Origin of the sequence: Hafnia paralvei ATCC 29927 (genome assembly GCF_001655005.1) — a bacterium.
Taxonomy (GTDB): Bacteria; Pseudomonadota; Gammaproteobacteria; order Enterobacterales; family Enterobacteriaceae; genus Hafnia; species Hafnia paralvei.
Map to the genome: position 1 here is coordinate 18,024 of NZ_LXET01000044.1, position 21,145 is coordinate 39,168.

Annotated in this window: 23 protein-coding genes, 3 tRNA genes and 1 pseudogene; 12 read left to right on the plus strand and 15 right to left on the minus strand. The window is 41.0% G+C overall.

Translation table 11 applies throughout. From position 1 onward, the window contains the following. Positions 1-105: 105 nt before the first annotated feature. The 4 genes from M988_RS23145 (at position 106) to cybB (ending at position 3,659) form a co-directional block, all read left to right on the plus strand. On the plus strand, positions 106-285 hold the full coding sequence (locus M988_RS23145) for a YnfU family zinc-binding protein (RefSeq protein ID WP_071887123.1): 180 nt from the start codon (positions 106-108) through the stop codon (positions 283-285). A 555-nt stretch (positions 286-840) separates the two neighbouring features. Further along, complete coding sequence (locus M988_RS11920) at positions 841-1,725, plus strand: GNAT family protein (RefSeq protein ID WP_064574290.1); 885 nt, start codon at positions 841-843, stop codon at positions 1,723-1,725. A gap of 790 nt (positions 1,726-2,515) precedes the next feature. Continuing rightward, a complete protein-coding gene (locus tag M988_RS23365) occupies positions 2,516-2,854 on the plus strand; it encodes a helix-turn-helix domain-containing protein (RefSeq protein ID WP_224452603.1) in 339 nt (112 codons plus the stop codon). A 271-nt stretch (positions 2,855-3,125) separates the two neighbouring features. Further along, positions 3,126-3,659 carry a cytochrome b561 gene (gene cybB, locus M988_RS11930; RefSeq protein WP_064574293.1) on the plus strand — a complete coding sequence of 178 codons (534 nt, stop codon included), beginning with the start codon at positions 3,126-3,128 and terminating at the stop codon, positions 3,657-3,659. Between the two features lie 710 nt (positions 3,660-4,369). Here cybB and M988_RS11935 read toward each other — a convergent pair. The 5 genes from M988_RS11935 to M988_RS11955 all read right to left on the minus strand — a co-directional run bounded on the left by M988_RS11935 (position 4,370) and on the right by M988_RS11955 (position 8,706). Beyond that, a complete protein-coding gene (locus M988_RS11935; RefSeq protein WP_048797683.1) occupies positions 4,370-5,521 on the minus strand; it encodes a reverse transcriptase family protein in 1,152 nt (383 codons plus the stop codon). Between the two features lie 4 nt (positions 5,522-5,525). Next, positions 5,526-5,732, minus strand: a complete 207-nt coding sequence (locus tag M988_RS11940) for a hypothetical protein (RefSeq protein ID WP_064574294.1) — start codon at positions 5,730-5,732, stop codon at positions 5,526-5,528. Then, positions 5,725-7,041, minus strand: a complete 1,317-nt coding sequence (locus tag M988_RS11945; protein WP_064574298.1) for a phosphoribosyltransferase-like protein — start codon at positions 7,039-7,041, stop codon at positions 5,725-5,727. Before M988_RS11945 ends, M988_RS11940 begins: the two co-directional genes overlap by 8 nt. Before the next feature lie 154 nt (positions 7,042-7,195). Further along, complete coding sequence (gene umuC, locus M988_RS11950) at positions 7,196-8,464, minus strand: translesion error-prone DNA polymerase V subunit UmuC (protein ID WP_064574300.1); 1,269 nt, start codon at positions 8,462-8,464, stop codon at positions 7,196-7,198. Next, positions 8,464-8,706: a S24 family peptidase gene (locus M988_RS11955; protein ID WP_341458092.1), complete on the minus strand. Its 243-nt coding sequence runs from the start codon at positions 8,704-8,706 to the stop codon at positions 8,464-8,466. The genes umuC and M988_RS11955 overlap by 1 nt, the downstream gene beginning before the upstream one ends. Here M988_RS11955 and M988_RS23370 point away from each other — a divergent pair. After that, positions 8,687-8,827, plus strand: coding sequence for a hypothetical protein (locus M988_RS23370; RefSeq protein WP_156518176.1), 141 nt, complete (start codon positions 8,687-8,689; stop codon positions 8,825-8,827). The genes M988_RS11955 and M988_RS23370 overlap by 20 nt on opposite strands. 155 nt (positions 8,828-8,982) lie before the next feature. Continuing rightward, complete coding sequence (locus M988_RS11960; protein WP_064574302.1) at positions 8,983-9,681, plus strand: hypothetical protein; 699 nt, start codon at positions 8,983-8,985, stop codon at positions 9,679-9,681. A gap of 40 nt (positions 9,682-9,721) precedes the next feature. On the opposite strand, the gene M988_RS11965 is transcribed toward M988_RS11960, so the two are convergent. The 3 genes from M988_RS11965 to M988_RS11975 form a co-directional block, all read right to left on the minus strand. Further along, complete coding sequence (locus M988_RS11965) at positions 9,722-10,147, minus strand: DUF2514 family protein (protein ID WP_064574305.1); 426 nt, start codon at positions 10,145-10,147, stop codon at positions 9,722-9,724. Between the two features lie 18 nt (positions 10,148-10,165). After that, positions 10,166-10,399 (minus strand): hypothetical protein, encoded by a 234-nt coding sequence (locus tag M988_RS11970; RefSeq protein WP_064574306.1) that lies wholly within the window; start codon positions 10,397-10,399, stop codon positions 10,166-10,168. A 147-nt stretch (positions 10,400-10,546) separates the two neighbouring features. Further along, entirely contained in the window at positions 10,547-10,912 is a 366-nt protein-coding gene (locus M988_RS11975) for a YcgJ family protein (RefSeq protein WP_082919457.1), read from the minus strand. Between the two features lie 216 nt (positions 10,913-11,128). Here M988_RS11975 and M988_RS23305 point away from each other — a divergent pair. Next, a pseudogene (locus M988_RS23305) lies at positions 11,129-11,224 on the plus strand (site-specific integrase); the annotation flags it as partial. 102 nt (positions 11,225-11,326) lie between these two features. Here the strand turns inward: M988_RS23305 and M988_RS11980 are convergent. From M988_RS11980 to uvrY, 6 genes are all read right to left on the minus strand, one after another. Beyond that, positions 11,327-11,413, minus strand: a tRNA-Leu gene (locus M988_RS11980). Positions 11,414-11,423: 10 nt separating this feature from the next. After that, positions 11,424-11,497, minus strand: a tRNA-Cys gene (locus M988_RS11985). Positions 11,498-11,549: 52 nt separating this feature from the next. Then, positions 11,550-11,625 (minus strand) — tRNA-Gly (locus tag M988_RS11990). 158 nt (positions 11,626-11,783) lie between these two features. Next, positions 11,784-12,332 carry a CDP-diacylglycerol--glycerol-3-phosphate 3-phosphatidyltransferase gene (gene pgsA / locus M988_RS11995; RefSeq protein WP_004094793.1) on the minus strand — a complete coding sequence of 183 codons (549 nt, stop codon included), beginning with the start codon at positions 12,330-12,332 and terminating at the stop codon, positions 11,784-11,786. Between the two features lie 57 nt (positions 12,333-12,389). Next, complete coding sequence (gene uvrC, locus M988_RS12000; RefSeq protein WP_208326225.1) at positions 12,390-14,255, minus strand: excinuclease ABC subunit UvrC; 1,866 nt, start codon at positions 14,253-14,255, stop codon at positions 12,390-12,392. Further along, positions 14,215-14,871 carry a UvrY/SirA/GacA family response regulator transcription factor gene (gene uvrY, locus M988_RS12005; protein ID WP_008813142.1) on the minus strand — a complete coding sequence of 219 codons (657 nt, stop codon included), beginning with the start codon at positions 14,869-14,871 and terminating at the stop codon, positions 14,215-14,217. Before uvrY ends, uvrC begins: the two co-directional genes overlap by 41 nt. Before the next feature lie 608 nt (positions 14,872-15,479). Here uvrY and M988_RS12010 point away from each other — a divergent pair. Both M988_RS12010 and M988_RS12015 read left to right on the plus strand, forming a co-directional pair. Further along, a complete protein-coding gene (locus M988_RS12010; RefSeq protein ID WP_004094789.1) occupies positions 15,480-15,704 on the plus strand; it encodes a DUF2594 family protein in 225 nt (74 codons plus the stop codon). Positions 15,705-16,229: 525 nt separating this feature from the next. Next, positions 16,230-17,306, plus strand: coding sequence for a glycosyltransferase family 9 protein (locus tag M988_RS12015; RefSeq protein WP_064574308.1), 1,077 nt, complete (start codon positions 16,230-16,232; stop codon positions 17,304-17,306). A gap of 470 nt (positions 17,307-17,776) precedes the next feature. Here the strand turns inward: M988_RS12015 and M988_RS12020 are convergent, their stop codons facing one another. Continuing rightward, positions 17,777-18,154, minus strand: coding sequence for a HumD family translesion DNA polymerase (locus tag M988_RS12020; protein ID WP_064574309.1), 378 nt, complete (start codon positions 18,152-18,154; stop codon positions 17,777-17,779). A 219-nt stretch (positions 18,155-18,373) separates the two neighbouring features. Between M988_RS12020 and M988_RS12025 the strand changes: the two genes are divergently transcribed. The 3 genes from M988_RS12025 to M988_RS12035 are packed head-to-tail and all read left to right on the plus strand — an operon-like array spanning position 18,374 to position 21,113. Continuing rightward, on the plus strand, positions 18,374-18,736 hold the full coding sequence (locus M988_RS12025; protein ID WP_064574312.1) for a GtrA family protein: 363 nt from the start codon (positions 18,374-18,376) through the stop codon (positions 18,734-18,736). Next, positions 18,736-19,656 (plus strand): glycosyltransferase family 2 protein, encoded by a 921-nt coding sequence (locus M988_RS12030; RefSeq protein WP_064574314.1) that lies wholly within the window; start codon positions 18,736-18,738, stop codon positions 19,654-19,656. Before M988_RS12025 ends, M988_RS12030 begins: the two co-directional genes overlap by 1 nt. Next, positions 19,653-21,113: a glucosyltransferase domain-containing protein gene (locus M988_RS12035; RefSeq protein ID WP_064574316.1), complete on the plus strand. Its 1,461-nt coding sequence runs from the start codon at positions 19,653-19,655 to the stop codon at positions 21,111-21,113. The genes M988_RS12030 and M988_RS12035 overlap by 4 nt, the downstream gene beginning before the upstream one ends. The last annotated feature ends 32 nt before the right edge of the window (positions 21,114-21,145 follow it).

Sequence of the window (21,145 nt, forward strand, 5' to 3'; positions counted from 1 at the left end):
TATTATTTGATACGATAATGAATATGATTAATAAACAATCAATTTAAAGCTATTCACAGATATACAGTGTATGGTGATTTACCCTATACACGCCGAGAAAATCGTATGTCCTACCTTGATAGCTTGAAGCTCTATAGCAATCGTTCAGTACAAGTGATTTGCCCTAAGTGCTCACATTCTTCGGAGCAAAGCGCCTTAAAACTCCGTAAGAATACGACGCTGATTTGTACTTTCTGCGGCAATTATTTTTTACCCGATGAGCTAAAGCTCAAAACGCCCAAGTAAAAAGCTAGAAACAGACTGAATGAGAAAAGAAAATAAAAAAACCAAGCACGCTGGCTTCCCGTATCCCTCATCGAAAATGATGAGGGGTTGTTGGTACTCCCTTCCATCAAAAGATTAATTGTCAAACCCGCCCTCTACAGCAGCCTGAATGATGCTAAGAGCGAAAACGACTTTATCACTGGCGGAGGACGAGGATGTGGTCAGGTTCTAGCGATCTGGCTGTCAGGGAAAGTGTGGTTTTTTATAATTTTCATATGGATAATTACCACCCTCATAATAACACTCGACTAACTCATATTTTATAAACAATGGGTTAAACATCATCTTTCCAGTTATTACAAAGAAACCTCACTTAAATTTCTTTCTCTGAATTCAATTATGCAAACTACCTTGAAAGAAAAAACCTAATGGTTACAAGACTGATGTGCCTATGGAGTTGAACGTTAGCGGAGAGCAAAGGACACTATAAGTTATAATATGCGTTAATTTAATAACTGTTTAAACATGGACTTGTAGAATATGCCAAATTAAAAATTCGTAAACTTGGCAAGAGAAATGTTATCAGCAAAATTATTAGGATGGAAAGCATCAAATTATGAGATTTATTGTCAGGCATATCAAAAATTTGGTGGTAGTGCTTGTAATCATCCATCAGTGCTAAAACTCTTGGAGGAGAAATCCCCGAGTAAAATCCGGTTTTACCATAAAGAAATCAATGGCGAAATTGTTGGCGCAATCTTTACTGATAACCATGGCAATCTTAGCCATCCTTACAAAAAAATCCCAATTATTTTTGAAAACATAATACTTCCAATATGCCCTCAAAAAGGCGGTCGTTACCTCCCTGCAAAGTCTAAAGAATTATCCTTTAAGCACAAAAAACAATTTTTTAATTTAACGTACGGGATATTAAATCGCAGATCTATTTGCATCGTAAAAGAGAGTTTCTCCAAAAAAACACAGAAAAAAAGACAGGCCGAAATGAGGAGATTTCTTGCCAATGGTGGTTCAATAGCCCCTGTGACCGATTTCAGTAGCGATGAACTTAGCAAAATTTACCTAAAATTAATGAATATACGCTGGAAAGATAAGTATAAGGACAATTGTGTAAAAGAACTTGCTGATTTCATTGAAGCCATCAGACCCATGATTTTTGGCAGCGTATTGATGTTTAATGATACTCCTTGTGCATATGATTTAGTTTATAAAGCCGAGTGTAGTGATTGGATTTACTTTGATGACCATAATGGTGGTGTTGACACTAATATAAAAGAATTTAGCCCTGGAAGCCTTTTACTATCATGTAACATTAGTGACGCGCGGACATTGTGCCAAACCAAAAGCAAGGAATGTATATTCAGTCTTGGTAGATCAAATGATAAATGGTCATATAAAAAACTATGGGCTCATGAAGTAAAATTGGGTAAGTCGATATTTTAGCATAAACTAGATTTACTCTAGGTGCGTTGTAAAATATCCCCCTCACACCCTAAGAACCTTTCAATCAGTGGCATTATCGTATTAATGATAATGACATACATTATCACATGAATAGTGTTCTGATATAATTAGCGCCCTATTCTTTCCGGCCGTAGCAAGAAAATTAGCTTGATTTTTATTAGTATAATTAACTAGTTAATTATTTAATCATCAGTCGATGATTTTGTTACTTAGCCTTTTTCTAGCAACCATCTCATAGCGCGCTAAATAACATGCAAATAGTTTCAAGCGTTATTTATTGCCTTTTCCCAAGAATGTTCTATACCTAAAAGATTAAAAACTATACGGCAATGATTATCTTCCTTACTGTTAAGGAGTTAGTATGAACACTGAGTGCAATAATTTTCTCACAGTGACTCTCTTCACGCACAAAACTATATTATCTATTAGCAAATCAAATGAAATAAATATTAACCAAAACCACCAAATAATAACCTGTCATAATATTGACCACAATAGTTTATCTTCAGTTCATCATATACATATTCCATCATACATTATCCGTGACTTTTTATCTTCAATTGATTATAAACTGTCATATATTAATTGTAATTGCCATTGTGATACTGACGTATTTCAAACCAAATGTATGGATACAGAAATATTCAATCTAGCTGTTAAGTATAATTCGATAAAAAACCCGACGAAAAATGAAAGCAGCCATGCGCGAATGCTTTCCCTCCTCGTTTTATCGTATTTTGAAAACAGTAAAGACTTCATTTCATTCCTAATGAGGAATACAAATCCCAGCCTGACATTTAAAGTAAAAGAGATCATCACAAGAGATATAGGTCACAATTGGTCACTTGAGTCTGTTGCTAACATTTTATGTATGAGCACTAGTTCTCTCAAAAAGAATCTAAAAACTGAAGGTTCAACGTACCGAGATATTATCACACAGTGTAGAATGCAATATGCTGCAAAACTCTTGCAAACACACAACCATTTAGTGACTTACCAGTTAGCTAGCCAATGTGGCTACAGCCACCTATCCTACTTTATACATGTCTTCAGAAAATATTATGGTGTCACTCCTTATCAATATAGCAAAAAAGAAATTGCCGCTTAGTTGTCAATCAGCATATTAGCCGGTCTCTTGCACACGGACCGGCGTAAACCAAACCGCTATTCTGTAATTTATTCTTGTCTCATTCTCTTTTACGCTGCTTTTGCATCCAGATCCCAGATCGAATCCTTCGGCATCTCTACGCGAACTGAAATAAATTGGTCTGACGGTATATCTATTTGATCATTTTTGACAAAAATAACCACTAGCTATTTAAGGCTTTGTTAAGCTTTAGTTCATAAACTTTAACTTTTATAGCTTAAAAGGCACAACAATGACAAAATTCAGCAAGCTACAAATACAACTGCACTGGCTCACTCTAGTCTTACTTGCTGTGACTTATGCTGCTATGGAGCTACGTGGTTGGTTTCCCAAAGATTCAAGTGCGTATCTTGCAATGAGAGCCACGCACTACAATGTAGGTGTATTGGTATGGCTGCTTATGTTCTTACGCTTGGGTCTGAAGCAGAAATACAAAGATCCGCGTATCGTTCCACAACCTCCTCGTTGGCAAATGACCGCTGCTAAGCTTATGCATATTGCGCTCTATGCAACCTTCCTTGCTTTACCCATTCTCGGCATTGCTCTGATGGCCTATGGTGGCAAATCATGGGATTTCTTTGGTTTCACCATCTCCCCCTTTGTCACACCTAACAGTGGAGTGAAGGCCACGATCAAAAACCTCCATGAAACCCTTGCTAATATCGGCTACTTTTTAATAGCGCTGCATGCAGCGGCTGCGTTATTTCATCACTACGTACAAAAAGACAATACATTGTTGAGAATGATGCCAAACAAAAAGATTTGAGTCCCAAGTGCACACTGCAAAAAGGCGGCTTTTAGATTCAAAAACCGCCTCTCGGCAGTCGCGACACTGCTTTATTGCTTTGATTATTCTAGTAAATTTCCTTGGTACACGGGACAAGGTTTGAACTCGTACAGCCTTACAGCCGAGGAATTTTAAATCATGCCTTCTTCATATTTTTATCATATAGATAGCGTTGAATTTCGTAATATTATGCCACCAGCCACTACTGTAAAAACAACGGGTTAGGGATCATCCCTTCCCGTTATTACGAAGAAATTCTACTAAAGCCCCCTCCCTTAAATTCGATGGTTTGAACTTGCATGAAAGAAAACTCTGGCGTAACCGCTATACCTGAGCTAACAGAGCTTGATGTTACTCACCTAGTGATTACTGACCTAATTTTTCTGAATGCATCACGATAAGAAATAGCCACTTGAGTGGCTGAGCTGACTACAGTTGACTTACCTAATCAGAAGATAGTTATGAGGCTGGTAAGATTTCAGGTTTGATGAAAGTGCCTAAGATAGCGATTGTTTATCCTGATTAAGCCAGTTAACTAGATGTCCACTTCTCGCTCAGGGCGGACGTTATTCACATCGCGGCTCATTGATAACTGGGAAGTAGATCGGTATGAGTTGTTAATAGGGCTGCTGCAACAGCCCTTTGTCAGAGATAATTTTGTGGCAGTATTTCATAAGCTAATCTGCCACTTATACTGGCCATTCAATAGATTGGAACTTTTCAAGACACACCTCAGCAAAGTCGGGTTCAATCATCTTTGCGTAGTCAATTAGCCCGCGGACGTGTGACTTCAGCCCCCATACAGAGTCGAATTTTCTGTTGAAGGCATGTTGCACAGGCCCTACTTTTTCCAAAAAGTAGAGATGCTGCCGAATGGTGTCTCTTGTGCTCTTCGCCAGCCTTGGAAATTCTGATTCTACATTCAGGCCTAATATAATCTTTTTACCACCAGGAGGAACAATTGTAGTTTTTCTGAATTGTGGTCGGAAGCCAGACTGCGAAATGATTTTGTAAGCCTCAAAAACAAAATGCTTAGCCCGAGAACGTCCAAAATCTTTGTCTCTTGTAGAGAAACTCAGGTCATCACTATAGCGCGTATAAACTAAGCCATTCTTTTGAGCCAAAGAATTCAAGGAATTGTCGCAGTTTTTCATGACGAGATTCGCAAGGAATGGGCTAGTGGGGGCTCCCTGTGGTAAATAACCGAGCACAGTCTGATTATATAATGGGATAGCCTCATTGGACTCCTTTGTCCTCCAGTGCGGAAACTTGGCCCTAGGGCTTAAACTGGGTGCGCCAACCGTGCACAGACGCGCAAGTTCAAAGGCTACTAATGGTTGATAGTTTAAGGATCTAAAGATACGGTAGACTTGAATCTCAGACACTGAACTGAAGAAATCTGCAATATCAATCTTAATTAGCCACTTAGCTCCGCAATGTCGCAAAGCACACTTCTTAATTGAGTTCCCCTTTCTGAAAGCATGACTTGCGGGATGAACAGGCAGGTCTTTGAGAATATGTTCGCTGATCCAACGCTGAGTGTGCATCAACTTTGGGGATGGAACATGAATAAAACGGCGCCCACCAGATCGTTTACGAATAGAAAACTTCTTATAAATTTCAAAATTCTCAACCCCATTTATTGCGGCCCGGATCACAAAACTGCGAAGCCACTCATATTCAACGCTAGTGCGTTTGGCCAAGTGTTTGAGACTTAAAATGGAGGGGAGAGTGTATTCCGAGTAAATAAGAGGCTCGCTCTGGGCGATGGCATTATTGAGCAAGGGTTCTGAGAGCCCGTTGGCTAGTCCCTGTTTTTTGTAGGATTGAGAGGACCACATATAACTACTCCGATGCGTCGCCGCAGGCGACGGCGCGCTCTGGTAACCCAAGACTTACGCTGGCGGAGGCAGAGTGCGTCGTCTCCAGCCTAGCGTGGGCTTTTTCGTGAGGTTCAGGAAATCCATACCCCAACACCCACTGTAAAGTGGTGTAGCAACCCTCTATCATCCCCAAAGGGGTGACTTTGCATTGCTCGTTAGCACTAGTCATACGTAGTCTCTCTCAGTTGTCTAGGATAGTAGTAGTCGGAACCAACGGCAAGATATCCTTTTGGTGAAAAGGATGTCTGCTTTGCCGCAGATAGCTCCGATAGCCCCTGAGGAGTAATCCTTCGTTCAGGTGTAAGGAATTTCCACTTAATACATTTCGAAAGAAGTAATTCACAGTCCTTTGAGTTTAATCCTGTTGCATAGCAGATAGTTGAACGCTTACGTTGGCCTTTTGCGATCAAGCCTAGAACCATGAGAATGAGTGCTCCAACTGCCCCCCGTCTCATTAGTGCACCTGACATCGCCAATCGTGTCTGACCAACATCATGGAGGGTTTGTATGGTATTCCCACACACGATTTCAGGTGGAAAAACCGAAGCCGTTGATGTATCCACGGTCCTATTTGGAAATATACCAACCCACTTCCCATTTTTGTCATCGGGATCCCATAATATGGCTGGTGTATTGTTGGGGCATCCATGCTCAAAAACAAGCGAAGACATACTTTTTTGATAACCCCACCAAAAGTGTTTTCTTCCTTTCAGTGCTTTACGACCATATTTCTCACAAAGCCTCAGCAGTGCGTCTTTTTTTTCCAGCTTAATTGGGAGGGTTGTAAATGTTGCTGAGTCTCGGTAGATGATCAATTCTGGGGATGCTTTCAAAAACTCTAGGTGCCTGAGCCCTCTCGCCGTTGCAGAATAGGCTACAACCTGAATCTTAATGTGTTTTGAGGATAACCAAGAGGCTATGGTTCTGTCTCTCCAGAATGCGTCAATAAAATCAGAGACTCTTTTCCCAGAGCCAATATAGTCATCAATAAATATCAACGAGTCACATCTTTGAACTCGAAGTTCTTCTTTAGAAGGGTGGTTTAGAATTTTTTCCGGATTGGCTTTGGAAAGTTGTCTAATTATTTGAGCGACAATTGCTTCGCTACCTTGATCTGATGAAATACCTATCGAGTTTACATTTTTCCCATTATTACTTTTAGTTACTTGATCAAAAAATGGCACTACATGATTGCTGAACAATTGGCATTTAGTGGATTCTTTTTTTAGCTCCCTTACGGCATAAAGTGCGACTGGACCCGCTACCTTTGTTGAAACATCCAAAATAAGGGCTTCAAGATTCCGACGAAATTCAGTATGAGAGACAAGAGTCAGTGAGTTAAGCAGAAGCTTCGCAGTTTCCTGGTCTAATGCATCGAATTGACTCAGCCATTTTTCGCCTTGCTTAGTGTAGATTAGTTTTCTTGGATCATGTTGATTTTTATTAATTTTCCTATCTCCCAATCTACAGTTTTCCATATTATTCTGTGACCTATCTATCGAATAGCCACAAGTCAGGTCGATATATCAAACCTAGTAATCTGACTAAAATAGTCGCCGAGTGCAAGTTACGCCAGCTCTTCGGCTCTTAGCAGACTAAACCCTTTCTGTATCCTGATACAGAACAAAGTATTTACTTAGCAAACGCTGTTGGTATCTCTGAAAACCGCGTGGTATAGGCTGGCGAAAGCATGTTTCGCTTCATCTGCCAGCCCTTCATGATCCCTTGCCCTGCAAACCAAATCTTTCCCCTTCCCTTATTGTTTATCTCATCAAGGACCTTCATCAGCGCCTCACTGTTTGGCTTTGGTCCCAACTCATCAAACAGATTAAGCTGAGATACGCCTTTATCGTAAAAGTCATCAAGCATGATCCCCGCCTTTTGATACCGATTACCCGGCTGCCAAATTTTATCTAAACATGACAATGCGTGTTTGATGATATCTCGAGTGTCATTCGTGGGTATTTCTAGCCGTGAGGATGCTAAATTACTGTAATACAACTCACGCTCAGCGAATGGAGATGTTTTGATGAAAGTGCTGACGTGCTTACAGAATTGGCGCTCACCTCGTAGCTTCTCCGCGGCACGTTCTGCATAGCTACAGATAGCCTCTTTCATATCCTGATACTCAGTGATGCGTTCACCAAAACTCCGACTGCAAACAATTTGCTGTTTGATTGGAGCGACTTCTTCGATATCGAGACATGACTCGCCACGCAGCTCCCGCACAGTTCTTTCAAGCACAACAGTGTAGTTTCTACGCACATAGGCCAGCTCCATATCAGCCAGCTTCAGTACCGTATCAATTCCAGTAGATCTTAGGGATTTGGATAACCTCCTGCCAACACCCCACACCTCTTCTACTGGCATTATTGCCATTAACTTGCGCTGCCTTAACTCATTTGATAAATCAACAACGCCGCCTGTTTTAGGCCACTGTTTCGCCGCATGATTAGCAAGCTTAGCTAGAGTTTTCGTCGGGGCAATGCCCACCCCAACTGTAAGGTGCGTACTCAACTTAATTATTTCACGGACTTCACGCCCAAACTCTTCGAGGCTACGGCAATGGCTCACACCATGGAGATCCATGAACGCCTCATCAATCGAATACACTTCAACACGTGGTGCCATCGCATCAAGCAATTGCATCACTCTCTGGCTCATATCCCCATAAAGGGAATAGTTGCTGCTAAAAACATGCACACCATACTGCTCAAATAATTGTTTTTGCTTAAAGTACGGCTCACCCATTTTTATCCCAAGTCTTTTCGCCTCGGCAGAACGAGCAATCACACAGCCATCATTATTTGAAAGCACCACTATTGGCTTACCATTCAGATCGGGGCGAAACGCCGCCTCACAGCTGGCATAGAAGCTGTTCACATCAACAAGGGCAAACATCACCGCGCCTCATTAATCACAAACTTAACCACACCAAACGTCTCCAGCTCCTCCCCTTCATAAAGCTCTATAGGTGGATAAGCAGGGTTCTCTGCTAAAAGCATAGTTCTTGGGTGAGTGACATAACGTTTTACGGTGAACTCACCACCAAGGCACGCAATGATAATGTCGTTATGCTGGGGTCTGATACTCGAATCCACTAACAATAGTGAGCCGTCGAAAATGCCAGCCCCTGTCAACACGGACAAAGTCAGTGGCGGCTCTTGCCCTGCTGATAGTTCTCCCAGCCAGTATTGCGGTGTTCATGCATCGGTCTGTGGTCGTATTGCGACAGCCGTGCTTACGGCTGGCTCTTGGTATTAGTTTTGGCATAGATCCCCAATAGAAAACACCATCAACAGTGGGCTATGAGAAAATTTAATGCATTGATTTTATAAAAAATAAGATCACATAACGAGAAAACACAATCTATACTTCAATAAGTATTAATATGAAAACAATTTAATATGGTGTATCGCATGCAAAAGTTATCTACTTTAATTGACGAAAAAAAGGATGCTTTTGGAAATCATCCTTTTTTTTACTATCTTAAAGACTCGTCTGTTCCCTTGAATGAAAGGCTTTCCTTTCTACCTTATATTTCACATTTCGTTATGACATTTAGTGATATAAATAAATACGTTCTTCCATTCGAAACCCCAATGAATGATCTAGAATTAGCAGTAAATACACACGCCAAAGAAGATTCAAATCATTGGCCGTGGTTTATTAATGATCTGACAGAAACTGGAAATGATAAAAATATGCTCCTGTCTGACCTCCTCAAAAAACTCTGGTCTGAAAAGCTGCACAGAAGTCGTATGTTGAGCTATAGCCTTATACAATTAGTTGTTAACCAACCAGCCCAGTTACGCTTAGTTGCTATTGAAGTTATGGAGGCTACCGGAAATAAAACATTTGAGGTTCTAACAGCTATTACGGCAGATTCTGATGTAAAACTCAAATATTGTGGAAGTTTACATCTTTCACATGAAAGTGGGCATACAATAGGTAGCCAAGATGAACTTATCGACACATTAGTTTTGACTAATGAAGAACTAGAACAAGCCAATAACATAATAAACTCTGGTTTTTATTCATTTACATCATTCTTTGATGAGTTGTTAGTGAACGTAAGCTCACATAGGTATAAAACCTCTTTTTATATTAACGCTTAGATTTTGATACTGCTACCGACTCATATGTTCGTTCACAAGTTTATCCGGCGCTATAAGCGCGGTCAGCCTCTTTTGCATACTCTCTTGCTGCTTCGTTTGATTCGCTGAGCAACTGGGTAAGCAATATGATGGTTTGGAACTTTGCCGCGCTTGAGCTGACAGCACTGGAAAGTTTGCCGGTTTCACTATCTGCAAATTGCTGCCTGAACTGTGCGAGCTGTTCCCGCAACCTCACAGCAGGACGCTGCGCATCAATAGCATCAGCCTTAAGCCGTTTGTTACCTTCGTCTTCCTGTCGCTGAACTATAGCTTCAGAATCCTCTTTATCACACGGCGTCCATTTCAACTGCCAAGATTTATCAGTATCACAGTAGCCTGCTGAGTAAGCCCCTAATAACGACAAAGCCACCAGCGCGGTAGGGTTAATTCGGCAGTAGATATGAAAAAGGCCCCTCATAGGGAGCATATGAAGATTCTTAAATGCTTACAACGAAAATTGCTGAGCCCACTCAGTTATCTGCTGCGGATAGATAAACCGAATGTTGAATGAGTGGAGAGGATTCTGAACTGCTTCTAAATACCCGACACAGGGATAGCTTTTGGGTCGATTATTGAACACATAATCAGCAATATCAGCTTCATCAGTAAGGTCATCATTTGCAAAACATGTGGCTCTGCCCCATAAATCATATTCAGCTTCGTTCAGTAGCAGCTCCATGAGTTTTCTCGGCGGTAAGTTAATACGAATATAGATTAGCTAAACTAGAGATAATGGTACTGAATACTGAAAAGATATAGGGAGGTGAACAAAAACACTAAGTGCAACGAACCATAGTGTTACGCCCTATCCTCCCTGATGGTTTTGTTATGGCTTATGCCCGTACAAGAGCTCAGTATAATGCTCATCTACCTTGCCACTACGTTTACCATCTACACCAAAATAGCGATCTTTTCGGCATAGTCTCTCTGTACTATCACAAAAGACACCATTAGAAAAAGTGAAAGCAGAATGATCGAAATTACCTTGAGCTGTTAGCCGCTTCCCCTTCTTCTTGCCTAAGTACCGAGTAGTCAGTTCTGCAGATACACCTTTATCATTAGCACAAAAATACACATCACAAACAACCCCATCGACAGGAGAGCGTGGACTACTTTTCGTTGTATTAGCCATCACATTCGCAGAAAGAGCCCCTAATGATAGGGCGATAACAACCAGTAATTTATTGACCAAAATTCCCCTCCAGAGTAGTAGCTAGCCACATATTCCTCACCAGATTCACTGGCTAATATTCAGTATATAGTAACGCTAAGGCCCCTAAAGCTACATTACAAAAATCCTATATCTGCCAGATATCATTCACTAACCTTGATACCTTGGAGATTACTTCGTTACTACTTTACGCAGTTCTAAATTCGGGAGTAAACAGCATATTCGTAGTCCACCAGCCATCAGGAGCAGGCTATATCAGGGCACAAAAATGCATCGCAAACGGCAAGATATGATAGGAAGATTGCGATAGTTCCTGCTGTGGGGGATCAATAATATTATGAAAGTGAATTCTGAAGGGAAAAACAGGCACAAAAAAACCGCCTCTCGGCGGTCACGACACTGCTTTATTGCTTTGATTATTCTAGTAAATTTCCTTGGTACCCGGGACGAGACTTGAACTCGTACAGCCTTACAGCCGAGGGATTTTAAATCCCTTGTGTCTACCGATTCCACCACCCGGGCTAAGGAAATTTGGAGGCGCGTTCCGGAGTCGAACCGGACTAGACGGATTTGCAATCCGCTACATAACCGCTTTGTTAACGCGCCAAAATCTTTAGCTTTTAACTTAGGCTCGCATTTTCATGCCAGCTTTTAAATTTGGAGCGGGAAACGAGACTCGAACTCGCGACCCCGACCTTGGCAAGGTCGTGCTCTACCAACTGAGCTATTCCCGCTGAGTATTTAAGTCAGTTAACGTCACTAACTTAGCTACTTGTATCTTCTGGCTTTTCATCGTTGCCGTCTGATGCGATGCATTCTACTTATCTCACGAACTGCGTCAACATCATTTTTATCTCATAACGACTGTTTGCTGATTTTTAACGCATTTCGATCACGGTTCGAGCAAATCATTCCGTGCAGCGTTCAAATATTGGAACATGGACCAGAATGTCAGTACCGCAGCAATATAGAGCGCAATGACGCCAGCGACGATAACATAGCCATCTGGGCGCCACAGTAACGCAACCAGCGATAGCATCTGCGCAGAAGTTTTCACCTTACCAATCCACGACACAGCCACACTACTGCGCTTGCCGATCTCCGCCATCCACTCACGCAGCGCTGAAATGATGATTTCACGGGCAATCATCGTTGCAGCAGGTAGAGTGATCCACCAAACATGATAGTGCTCAGTAACCAACACCAGCGCCGTGGCAACCATGACTTTGTCGGCGACGGGATCAAGGAATGCCCCAAAACGTGTGGTTTGCTTCCATCGACGAGCTAGAAAACCATCAAACCAATCCGTTACCGCTGCAAACACAAAAATCAGCGCACAGGCAAGAGGTGCCCAGACAAACGGAAGGTAGAATGCCACAACAAAGAATGGGATCAGGATAACGCGAAATAGAGTGAGTAAGGTCGGTATATTTAATCGCATAGCGTGAGGTAACTATCTTCCGTATGTGGATATTGTTTGTATGTTGCTACAATGCCCTTAGTGTTTCAATGCATTGTGGATCTTTTCTGCCAAAGCCTGTGAAATACCAGGCACTTTTGCAATTTCTTCCACGCTTGCATTCATTAAGGGTTGCAGCCCCCCCATATACTTCAAAAGCGTCTGGCGGCGTTTAGGGCCAACGCCTTCGATAGTTTCAAGTGAGCTCGTGTTACGCACCTTGGCTCGTTTTTTACGATGCCCCGTGATCGCGTGATTATGAGAATCATCACGAATATGCTGGATAAGGTGCAACGCAGGTGAATCAGGAGGTAGAGAAAACCCTTCCCCCTCAGGCTGTAAAAACAACGTTTCCAGCCCTGCTTTACGATCGCTACCTTTTGCGATTCCTAGCAACAGCGGGCGATGTTTATCCCACGGAACATCCAGTTCTGAAAAGACCTCTTTCGCCTGGCCCAACTGCCCTTTGCCACCGTCGATAAAAATCACATCTGGGATTTTGTCTTCTTCTAGCGCTTTGCCATATCGGCGGCGTAACACTTGGTTCATTGCAGCATAGTCATCCCCAGGCGTGATCCCGTTGATATTGTAGCGGCGATACTCTGAACGCACCGGTCCATTACGATCAAAAACCACGCAAGATGCAACGGTCTCCTCTCCCATCGTATGACTGATATCAAAACACTCCATCCGGCGGATATCAGAAAGATGCAAGACTTTCTCGAGCTCCGTTAATCGCTGATGAATAGTAGATTGCTGAGAAAGTTTGGTGCTCAACGCAGTTTGCGCATTGGTTTTAGCCAATTTCAAGTAACGAGCACGATCGCCTCGTGGCCGAGTCTGAATATTGACCTTGCGACCCGCAAGCTCAGAAATAGAATCGGAGAGAATATCTTTTTCCGGCAACGTAAAGTCGAGCAATATTTCACCTGGAAGCGTACGAATCTGGCTGCCTTGTAAATAGAACTGCCCCACAAAAGTCTGCACGACTTCACTTAACTCTGTACCACTCGGCACTTTAGGGAAATAGCTTCTGCTTCCTAGTATTTTACCCTGCCGGATAAATAGTACGTGTACGCAGGCCATGCCTGAATCGAACGCAACGCCAATAACATCCAGATCGTCGCTGTTGCCAGAAACAAATTGTTTTTCAGTAACTCTACGTACTGCCTGAATTTGATCTCGAATACGTGCGGCTTCTTCAAACTTGAGCGCTTTACTCGCGTCTTCCATACGCACAACCAAAGACTCCAATACTTGGTTGTCCTTACCAGAAAGGAATAGGCGAACATAATTTACCTGCTGCTCATATTCCTCATCGCTGACCAAACCTTTAACGCAAGGTCCCAAACAACGGCCAATCTGATATTGAAGGCAAGGACGCGAGCGGTTGCGATAAACGCTATTTTCGCATTGGCGAATAGGAAATAACTTTTGTAAAAGCGCTAGCGTTTCGCGCACCGCGTAGGAGTTAGGGAATGGACCAAAATACTCCCCTTTAGCATGTTTCGCGCCGCGATGGATTGACAACCGAGGATGAGTATCGGCGCTAAGAAAAATGAGAGGGTAAGATTTATCATCCCGTAGTAAAACGTTATAGCGTGGCTGATAAAGCTTGATGTAGTTATGCTCAAGCAGCAATGCCTCTGTTTCCGTATGGGTTACGGTTACATCGATCTGAGCAATGTTTTTGACCAGTGTCTCTGTCTTGCGACTCCCCACATTCTGGCGGAAATAGCTAGAAAGACGCTTTTTCAGATCTTTAGCCTTACCGACATAAATAACCGTTTCAGTGGCGTCATACATACGATAGACGCCGGGCTGATGAGTTACCGTTTTTAAAAATTCTACAGGTTCAAAACGTTCAGTCACTATTTGACAGCTTCTCTGCACTGCACAATCCATGGCGAATCGCTAGGTGCGTCAATTCAACGTCACCACTAATATTGAGTTTACTAAACATACGATAACGGTAGCTGTTTACCGTCTTCGGACTCAAATTGAGCTGTTCGGAAATCTCAACAACCTTACTACCTTTGGTTAGCATCAACATAATTTGCAGCTCACGCTCAGACAAACTGGCAAAGGGCGAATCTGTTTGTGGCGTTAGCTGGCTAAGTGCCATCTGCTGTGCAATATCCGAGGCGATATAACGCTGCCCTGAATGAACCGCACGTATGGCGTTCACCACTTCTTGTGGCGCAGCACCCTTACTCAAATATCCAAACGCGCCAGCTTGCATCACTTTAGCTGGCAGTGGGTTCTCGGTATGAATGGTCAGCATGATGACTTTTACATCAGGGTTATAGCGTAATATTTTACGCGTTGCCTCAAGCCCACCAATACCCGGCATATTCATGTCCATTAATACGATATCTGCGCTGTTACTGCGGCACCATTTAACGGCGTCTTCACCGCACTGTGCTTCGCCAACAACTTTGATCCCTTTGATATCTTCAAGAATGCGTCGAATCCCTGCGCGCACCAGTTCGTGGTCATCAACAAGAAGAACGCTGATCAAAGAAAAGTCTCCCAAAAGAAGGAACTAATGACATGTTTTTACTGCCAGTACGAAGACGATAATACTGTTTTTTGAACCAAGAATGAATAGTTTAATCACTTAATACTGACATTATTATTTCCTATTGACCAATGACTATATTGAGATCGCCAACAGACACATTCATACGAGAAAAAAGGACTATCAGGCGTTCGATAACACAAAAATAAACATTAAAATCAAACAGATAAAAACAACCCAACAATAATACAGCAATTAGATAATTGAGCGTAAACAAGTCGTTAAATTAATAATTTTTTTGCTTACAAAGTGAATACTCTCAGCACGAAATATCGATTTCATAATGAAACTTGTTATTGGTAATAACAAATTGAATATATTTTACCCACGCTGCGCGAACATTCGCCAACGGAAATTTTTATCTATACGAGAAAGAATAAAAACATTATCACTGATAAAACCTTGGTCGAACCACATCCTCAAATCCCTACATCTGTGATATACTTCGCAGCTTGAAAATTCCGTCACTCAATGGCTATCCGTATAGACATTTGTACGTGATTGATTTAGAAGCATCTCGGACAAAAACACACCACTAAAGGTAAAATATGAGCAACGTAGATTTCTCAACCGAATCCACTATCGAAACTCTGGCCAACGAAGTCGCGTGCTTAAAAGCCACTTTGACATTCATGCTGAAAGCTATGGGTCAAGCCGATGCGGGTAAAGTTATTATCAACATGGAAAAATTTGCGGCTCAACTCGAAGATGCCTCTCAGTCAGAGTCTTTCAAACATGCTATTTGCCAGATTAAGCACGCTTACCGTCAATAATCTGCTTTAGGTTTGGCTTGCGTTGATGTGCAAGCCAACTCTTATACTGCCCTACCTTAATCAAGCGTCCTTAGCCGCTTTGTTATGCACTGACATTGCGTAATTATATAAACTAGGCTTAGCTTGTGGGAGTAACACTCAACGTACGTTGTTCTCTCTATTCATTGCCGTTCAGCTCCTCCCAAAATTTCATACCAAAAACAAGTCACGCAGTATCAAGATGACAAGTAAATCAGTGTCGGTGCATCTCCCCGAGTATATAATTCGGATGAATGAGAGCCCCAAAAGATGCAGATTAAAATATGCCGATGATATATCTCAGTACATATAACAAAACACATAATTTTTATTTATGAGAAAATATAAATGCAAATGGGAAATGAATAGTTTAGCTATCTAATATAAGAGAAACGCACACGGGATGATATGCAGAGCGATAGTATCAGCAGATATACTGAGTGACTTACCTATAAACCTGATAAACTATCTAGCCTTTTAACTCTGCTGTCAGGTGTGGTTTTGCAAATGTCATTAACATCAATATTGAGACATATTATATTTTATCGCTATGATTATGAGTCTATAGATATTGATAACTCTGCGATAGAGTTTGTTGTAATTCATATTCCAGATCAAATTGGGGATGCGATGGCCATTTATCCCATCATACGATCGCTGGAGTTACATCAAATAAAGCATTTGTTAATTGTATCATCTACGATAAATAAACCTGTATTTGAAGCCCTTAATTTGGGTCATACGAAATTGACAATAATAAGTATGACAATGCAGGACCATGCCAGTAAAGATGAAATACAAGAAGTAGCAAAAAACATAAAAGTGCAATATGGCACCCCAGATATCTGTATTGAGGCAATGCGCAAGAAAAACCGAAAGACAATGTTATTCATCAGCAAACTGAGGGCGAAGACTAATTTTCAGGTAGTGGGCTTAACGATGAAATGTTATTCCCCAATATGTAAAACCGCCTCAAGAATGGATCAGGAACTTCGTGCGCCAGTGACGATGACTTGGTCAACATTGATGAGAGACGCGGGTTTTCCTGCCGTTAGACCAATGTTCGAATTTCCGCTTAATGAAGAGGTGTTAATTGAAGTGCGCAATGAAACCCGTTCGTTAGAGGATTATATTGCAATTAATTTAGAGGGAAGTGTGCAAGAGCGCACTTTTTCACTCCCTATTGCCAAAAAACTAATATCGCTAATCAAAAATGAGACCGATATACCGATTGTCATCGTTCATGGACCTAAGGGGGTTGATAATGCAGTTAAATTGACTGAATCATTTGAGGGTGTTTATCATCTCTCTTTATCTCCATCATTAATGCGTTCTGCTGCCGTGATCAAGGATGCGTTTCTAGCAATAACGCCAGACACATCCATATTACATATGGCTAGTGCATATAATACGCCGGCTATTACTGTTTATGCCGATTATAAAACACGCTGGCCTGCCATGCAGGATATTTCAGAGACGATTGTAGTAGGTAAAGACATTGATCATATCAATCTGGATGAATTCAAAAAAACGCTGAGGCACATTATATCAAGGATCAACAACCAGATTTCTTCAAGGCACTAACTTATATCTCAAATAATTCGGGTTGCGTTAATGTAGTAAGTGAGAAAATCCAATTAGCTGAGACTGCAATTTAAACTCAGCCAGCTTGCTATTTATAAGCATCTAATATCTTCTTAGATTATTGATCCTTTAAGCGTCTTTCTGTTTTCTTATTTTTATCTATTTGAGCATGTCAGGAAAATATCCACTGTCATTACTTTGTCGCCATTATTGATTTTAAACTAAGGGGAGCTATCGAAGAAAATGATTTAGATTATTGATATTGAAAGGTTTTGTTGGTGGGTCGTGGCGGGTTCGAACCGCCGACCAATTGATTAAGAGTGGCTAAAACCACTCATAACTCATTGTTTTAACAGGTGATAACCAAATTCACACTGTGTCATACCTGTATATCTCACCATATAAACTATCCATCGCATCGTGTAGTCACGACACATAAACGACACAGATAATTCCCCTCCTCTCTCCCATCAAATACACGGGTTATCATCAAACTCGCTCATCGACATGTCATTGACGACATATGTCACAACGCCAAATATCTCAAATCCCGTTTCTTCATCTGTAAACGTCACGTCATCGTAATTTTCCAGTTTAGCTAAACAAGGCACTGGCATCGTCAGTAGTCGGCGCAATACGAACTCGCCGCACACTTCCGCGACTACGACGCTTCCGTGAACCGGTCTCTTCAAGCTATCGATTACAAGTAACGCATCTTTGAGCAATCCGGCGCTCGGGCAATAATCTGGACACTTCATGAAGTATGTCGACGCTGGATTCTTGACGAACTGCTCATCCAAGCTGATCGGGCTTTCTACATAGTCTGCTGCAGGGGATGGAAAGGCCATGGGTTACCTCGATAATCACTGCTTATATATACAGCACATTTTTAAGTATGGCTGCGGTGAAGGGCTGCAAAGCCTGTGGCATAGGCCACACAGTTGATTACCATGATTGTAAAGGAGAAATATTTCATAAAAGCTCTGCACATAATCCAGATCAATAGCTGATCAGAAGCTTCTCAAATGCTAAACTCAGCCATCACTTAAAATTACTCTTATTGACAAATGCTTAAGCTCTTCTCCAGATACTTCTCCGTTGGCATAGTTAACACCCTAATACATTGGGTTGTTTTTGCTATTGTTTTCTACGGCGTAAAGCAAGACCAAGCGTTAAGTAACTTTGCTGCATTCTGTGTGGCCGTAACTTTTTCTTTCTTCGCAAATGCACGTTTCACGTTCAAAGCCCAAACAACAACCTTGCGGTATATGCTTTACATTGGTTTTATGGGGGCGCTTAGTGTTGCCACCGGTTGGGCTTCGGAAGCATGTGGTTTGCCACCAATCTTCACGCTAATCGCTTTCTCTGCAATTAGTCTTGTGTGCGGATTCTTCTATTCTAAGTTCATAGTTTTCCGGAGTGAAAAATAGTGAAAATTTCGTTGGTTGTTCCTGTCTTCAATGAAGAGGACACGATACCTATTTTTTATAAAGCAGTTCGTGAATATGACCCCCTAAAAGAATATGAAGTTGAAATTGTATTCATCAATGACGGTAGCAAAGACTCGACTGAAAATATTATTAATGCACTAGCTATTTCAGATGAATTAGTTAAACCATTAAGCTTCACTCGAAACTTTGGAAAAGAACCCGCATTATTTGCAGGACTAGACCATGCAACTGGTGATGCTGTCATTCCTATCGATGTTGATCTGCAAGACCCTATCGATGTCATCCCGCGCCTTATCGAGAAGTGGAAAAATGGCGCAGATATGGTTCTAGCCAAGCGCACCGACCGCTCTACAGATGGACACCTAAAGCGCAAGTCCGCTGAAATGTTCTATAAGCTACACAACAAAATCAGCACACCAAAAATTGAAGAGAACGTAGGTGACTTCCGTTTGATGTCGCGTGAAACGGTTGAGAACATCAAACAACTTCCCGAACGCAACCTATTCATGAAAGGTGTTTTGTCATGGGTTGGTGGTAAAACTGAGGTTGTTGAATATTCTCGAGCAGAGCGCTGCGCTGGTGAATCTAAGTTCAACGGCTGGAAGCTTTGGAATCTTGCTCTCGAAGGTATTACCAGCTTCTCAACCTTCCCCCTTCGTATGTGGACATACATTGGCCTTGGTGTTTCTGCATTCGCATTCATCTACGCTGCGTGGATGATTATTGATAAACTCATCTGGGGAAACCCTGTACCCGGTTATCCTTCATTGATGACAGCCATTCTATTCTTAGGTGGGGTGCAGTTGATCGGGATTGGAGTGCTTGGAGAGTATATAGGTAGAATTTATGTTGAAGTTAAAAAAAGACCACGTTATATCTTGAAAGGCCATAAAAAATGAAGTTGATTCTAGAACATCATAAAAAAGCAATATTAATTATTTTCATTGCTTCTTTTTTTTACGTCTTGCCGATCATACTAGTTAAGGCATATTACATAGACGACATGACCCGTTCATTGACTGGGCAGGGGTGGGATCATGATGGCAGATTGCTTGCAACATGGATAATGAAGCGATTAACAATAGGTAATCAGATAGTTGATGTATATCCTTTTGCGCAGATATTAGGCTCCTTAATTTTATCTATATCTGGATACATTATTTGTGTCAGGTTTGGAATTAAAGGTTTGATGACTGCAGTCATATCATCAATGATAATAACGACCTCACCATTTATGATGGAGAATCTATCATATAGATATGACTCTCTTACTATGGCACTATCAATACTATCTGTGTGCATGCCATTTATTTGGTATGAAAAGAAAACATCTTTCTTTATATCTTCAGCTATAGGGATTTTATTTTCATTACAAATATATCAAGCATCTGCTCTGTCATACTTTATAATCTTGTCAGCCTTTATAACAAAGGATATATACCTAAGAAACTATATAGACACACTTTACAAATCTGTTATATCTATTTTTTCTTTCTCTTTTGCATATTTCATATCTTCAAAAATATTGAAGTTTTACAGCATAGATCTAGCAGGAAGAAACAGATTCATTATCGATTCAATATCACCATTAGACATTTTAAAACATAATATAGATGCTGCAACACATATGGTGTCAACATTATACACTCCAACGTATAGTGTATGGCTAGCACCTTTGATTTTATTATCTGTAATATCAATAGCATTTATTTCAATAAGATGCCTTTACCTAGACAAGGCAAAGGGCATATATGGATTTACACTTACAATATTATGTTTTTTGGGCGTGATAATATGCATACCTGGAGTAAACATTTTTCTGGAAGAACCTTGGTGGACATCTAGAACAATGATTGGTTATGCATTTGCAATTTTATACGCGTCTCTTTTACTGTCTTTATTTTTAGATAATTCAAAGATAATGATAGTAATTTTATCAATGGCAATTTTACCTTCATTTATCATTTGCGCCTCATACTCATCCGCCTTATCACACCAAAATAAATTTACTGATGAAGTTATATCTTTATCATTCCCATACTTAAGTAAGAATCCTGATTCAGAATTAGTTATAGATGGAATTGGACCGGAATCAAGAAGATTAAAGTTGGCTATGTCATCATTCCCAGTAATTCATTATCTAGTTCCAAAGTATCTAAACAATGGATGGGCTTGGGGGGTTAACTATTTCAAGTTGTATGACATGATCAATAAAGACTCTTGGATTGTTGGAAAGCAAAGAGAAAAAGTAATATCTGAAAAATGCTCATACAATGTAGTAGAGAGAAATAAATTCTTCACATTAAGAAATAAAGGAAATGTTTTTATAATTGACTTTAATAATGGGTGTAATTAACCACACCCATTATTAGGAATATAGCCTCGTTA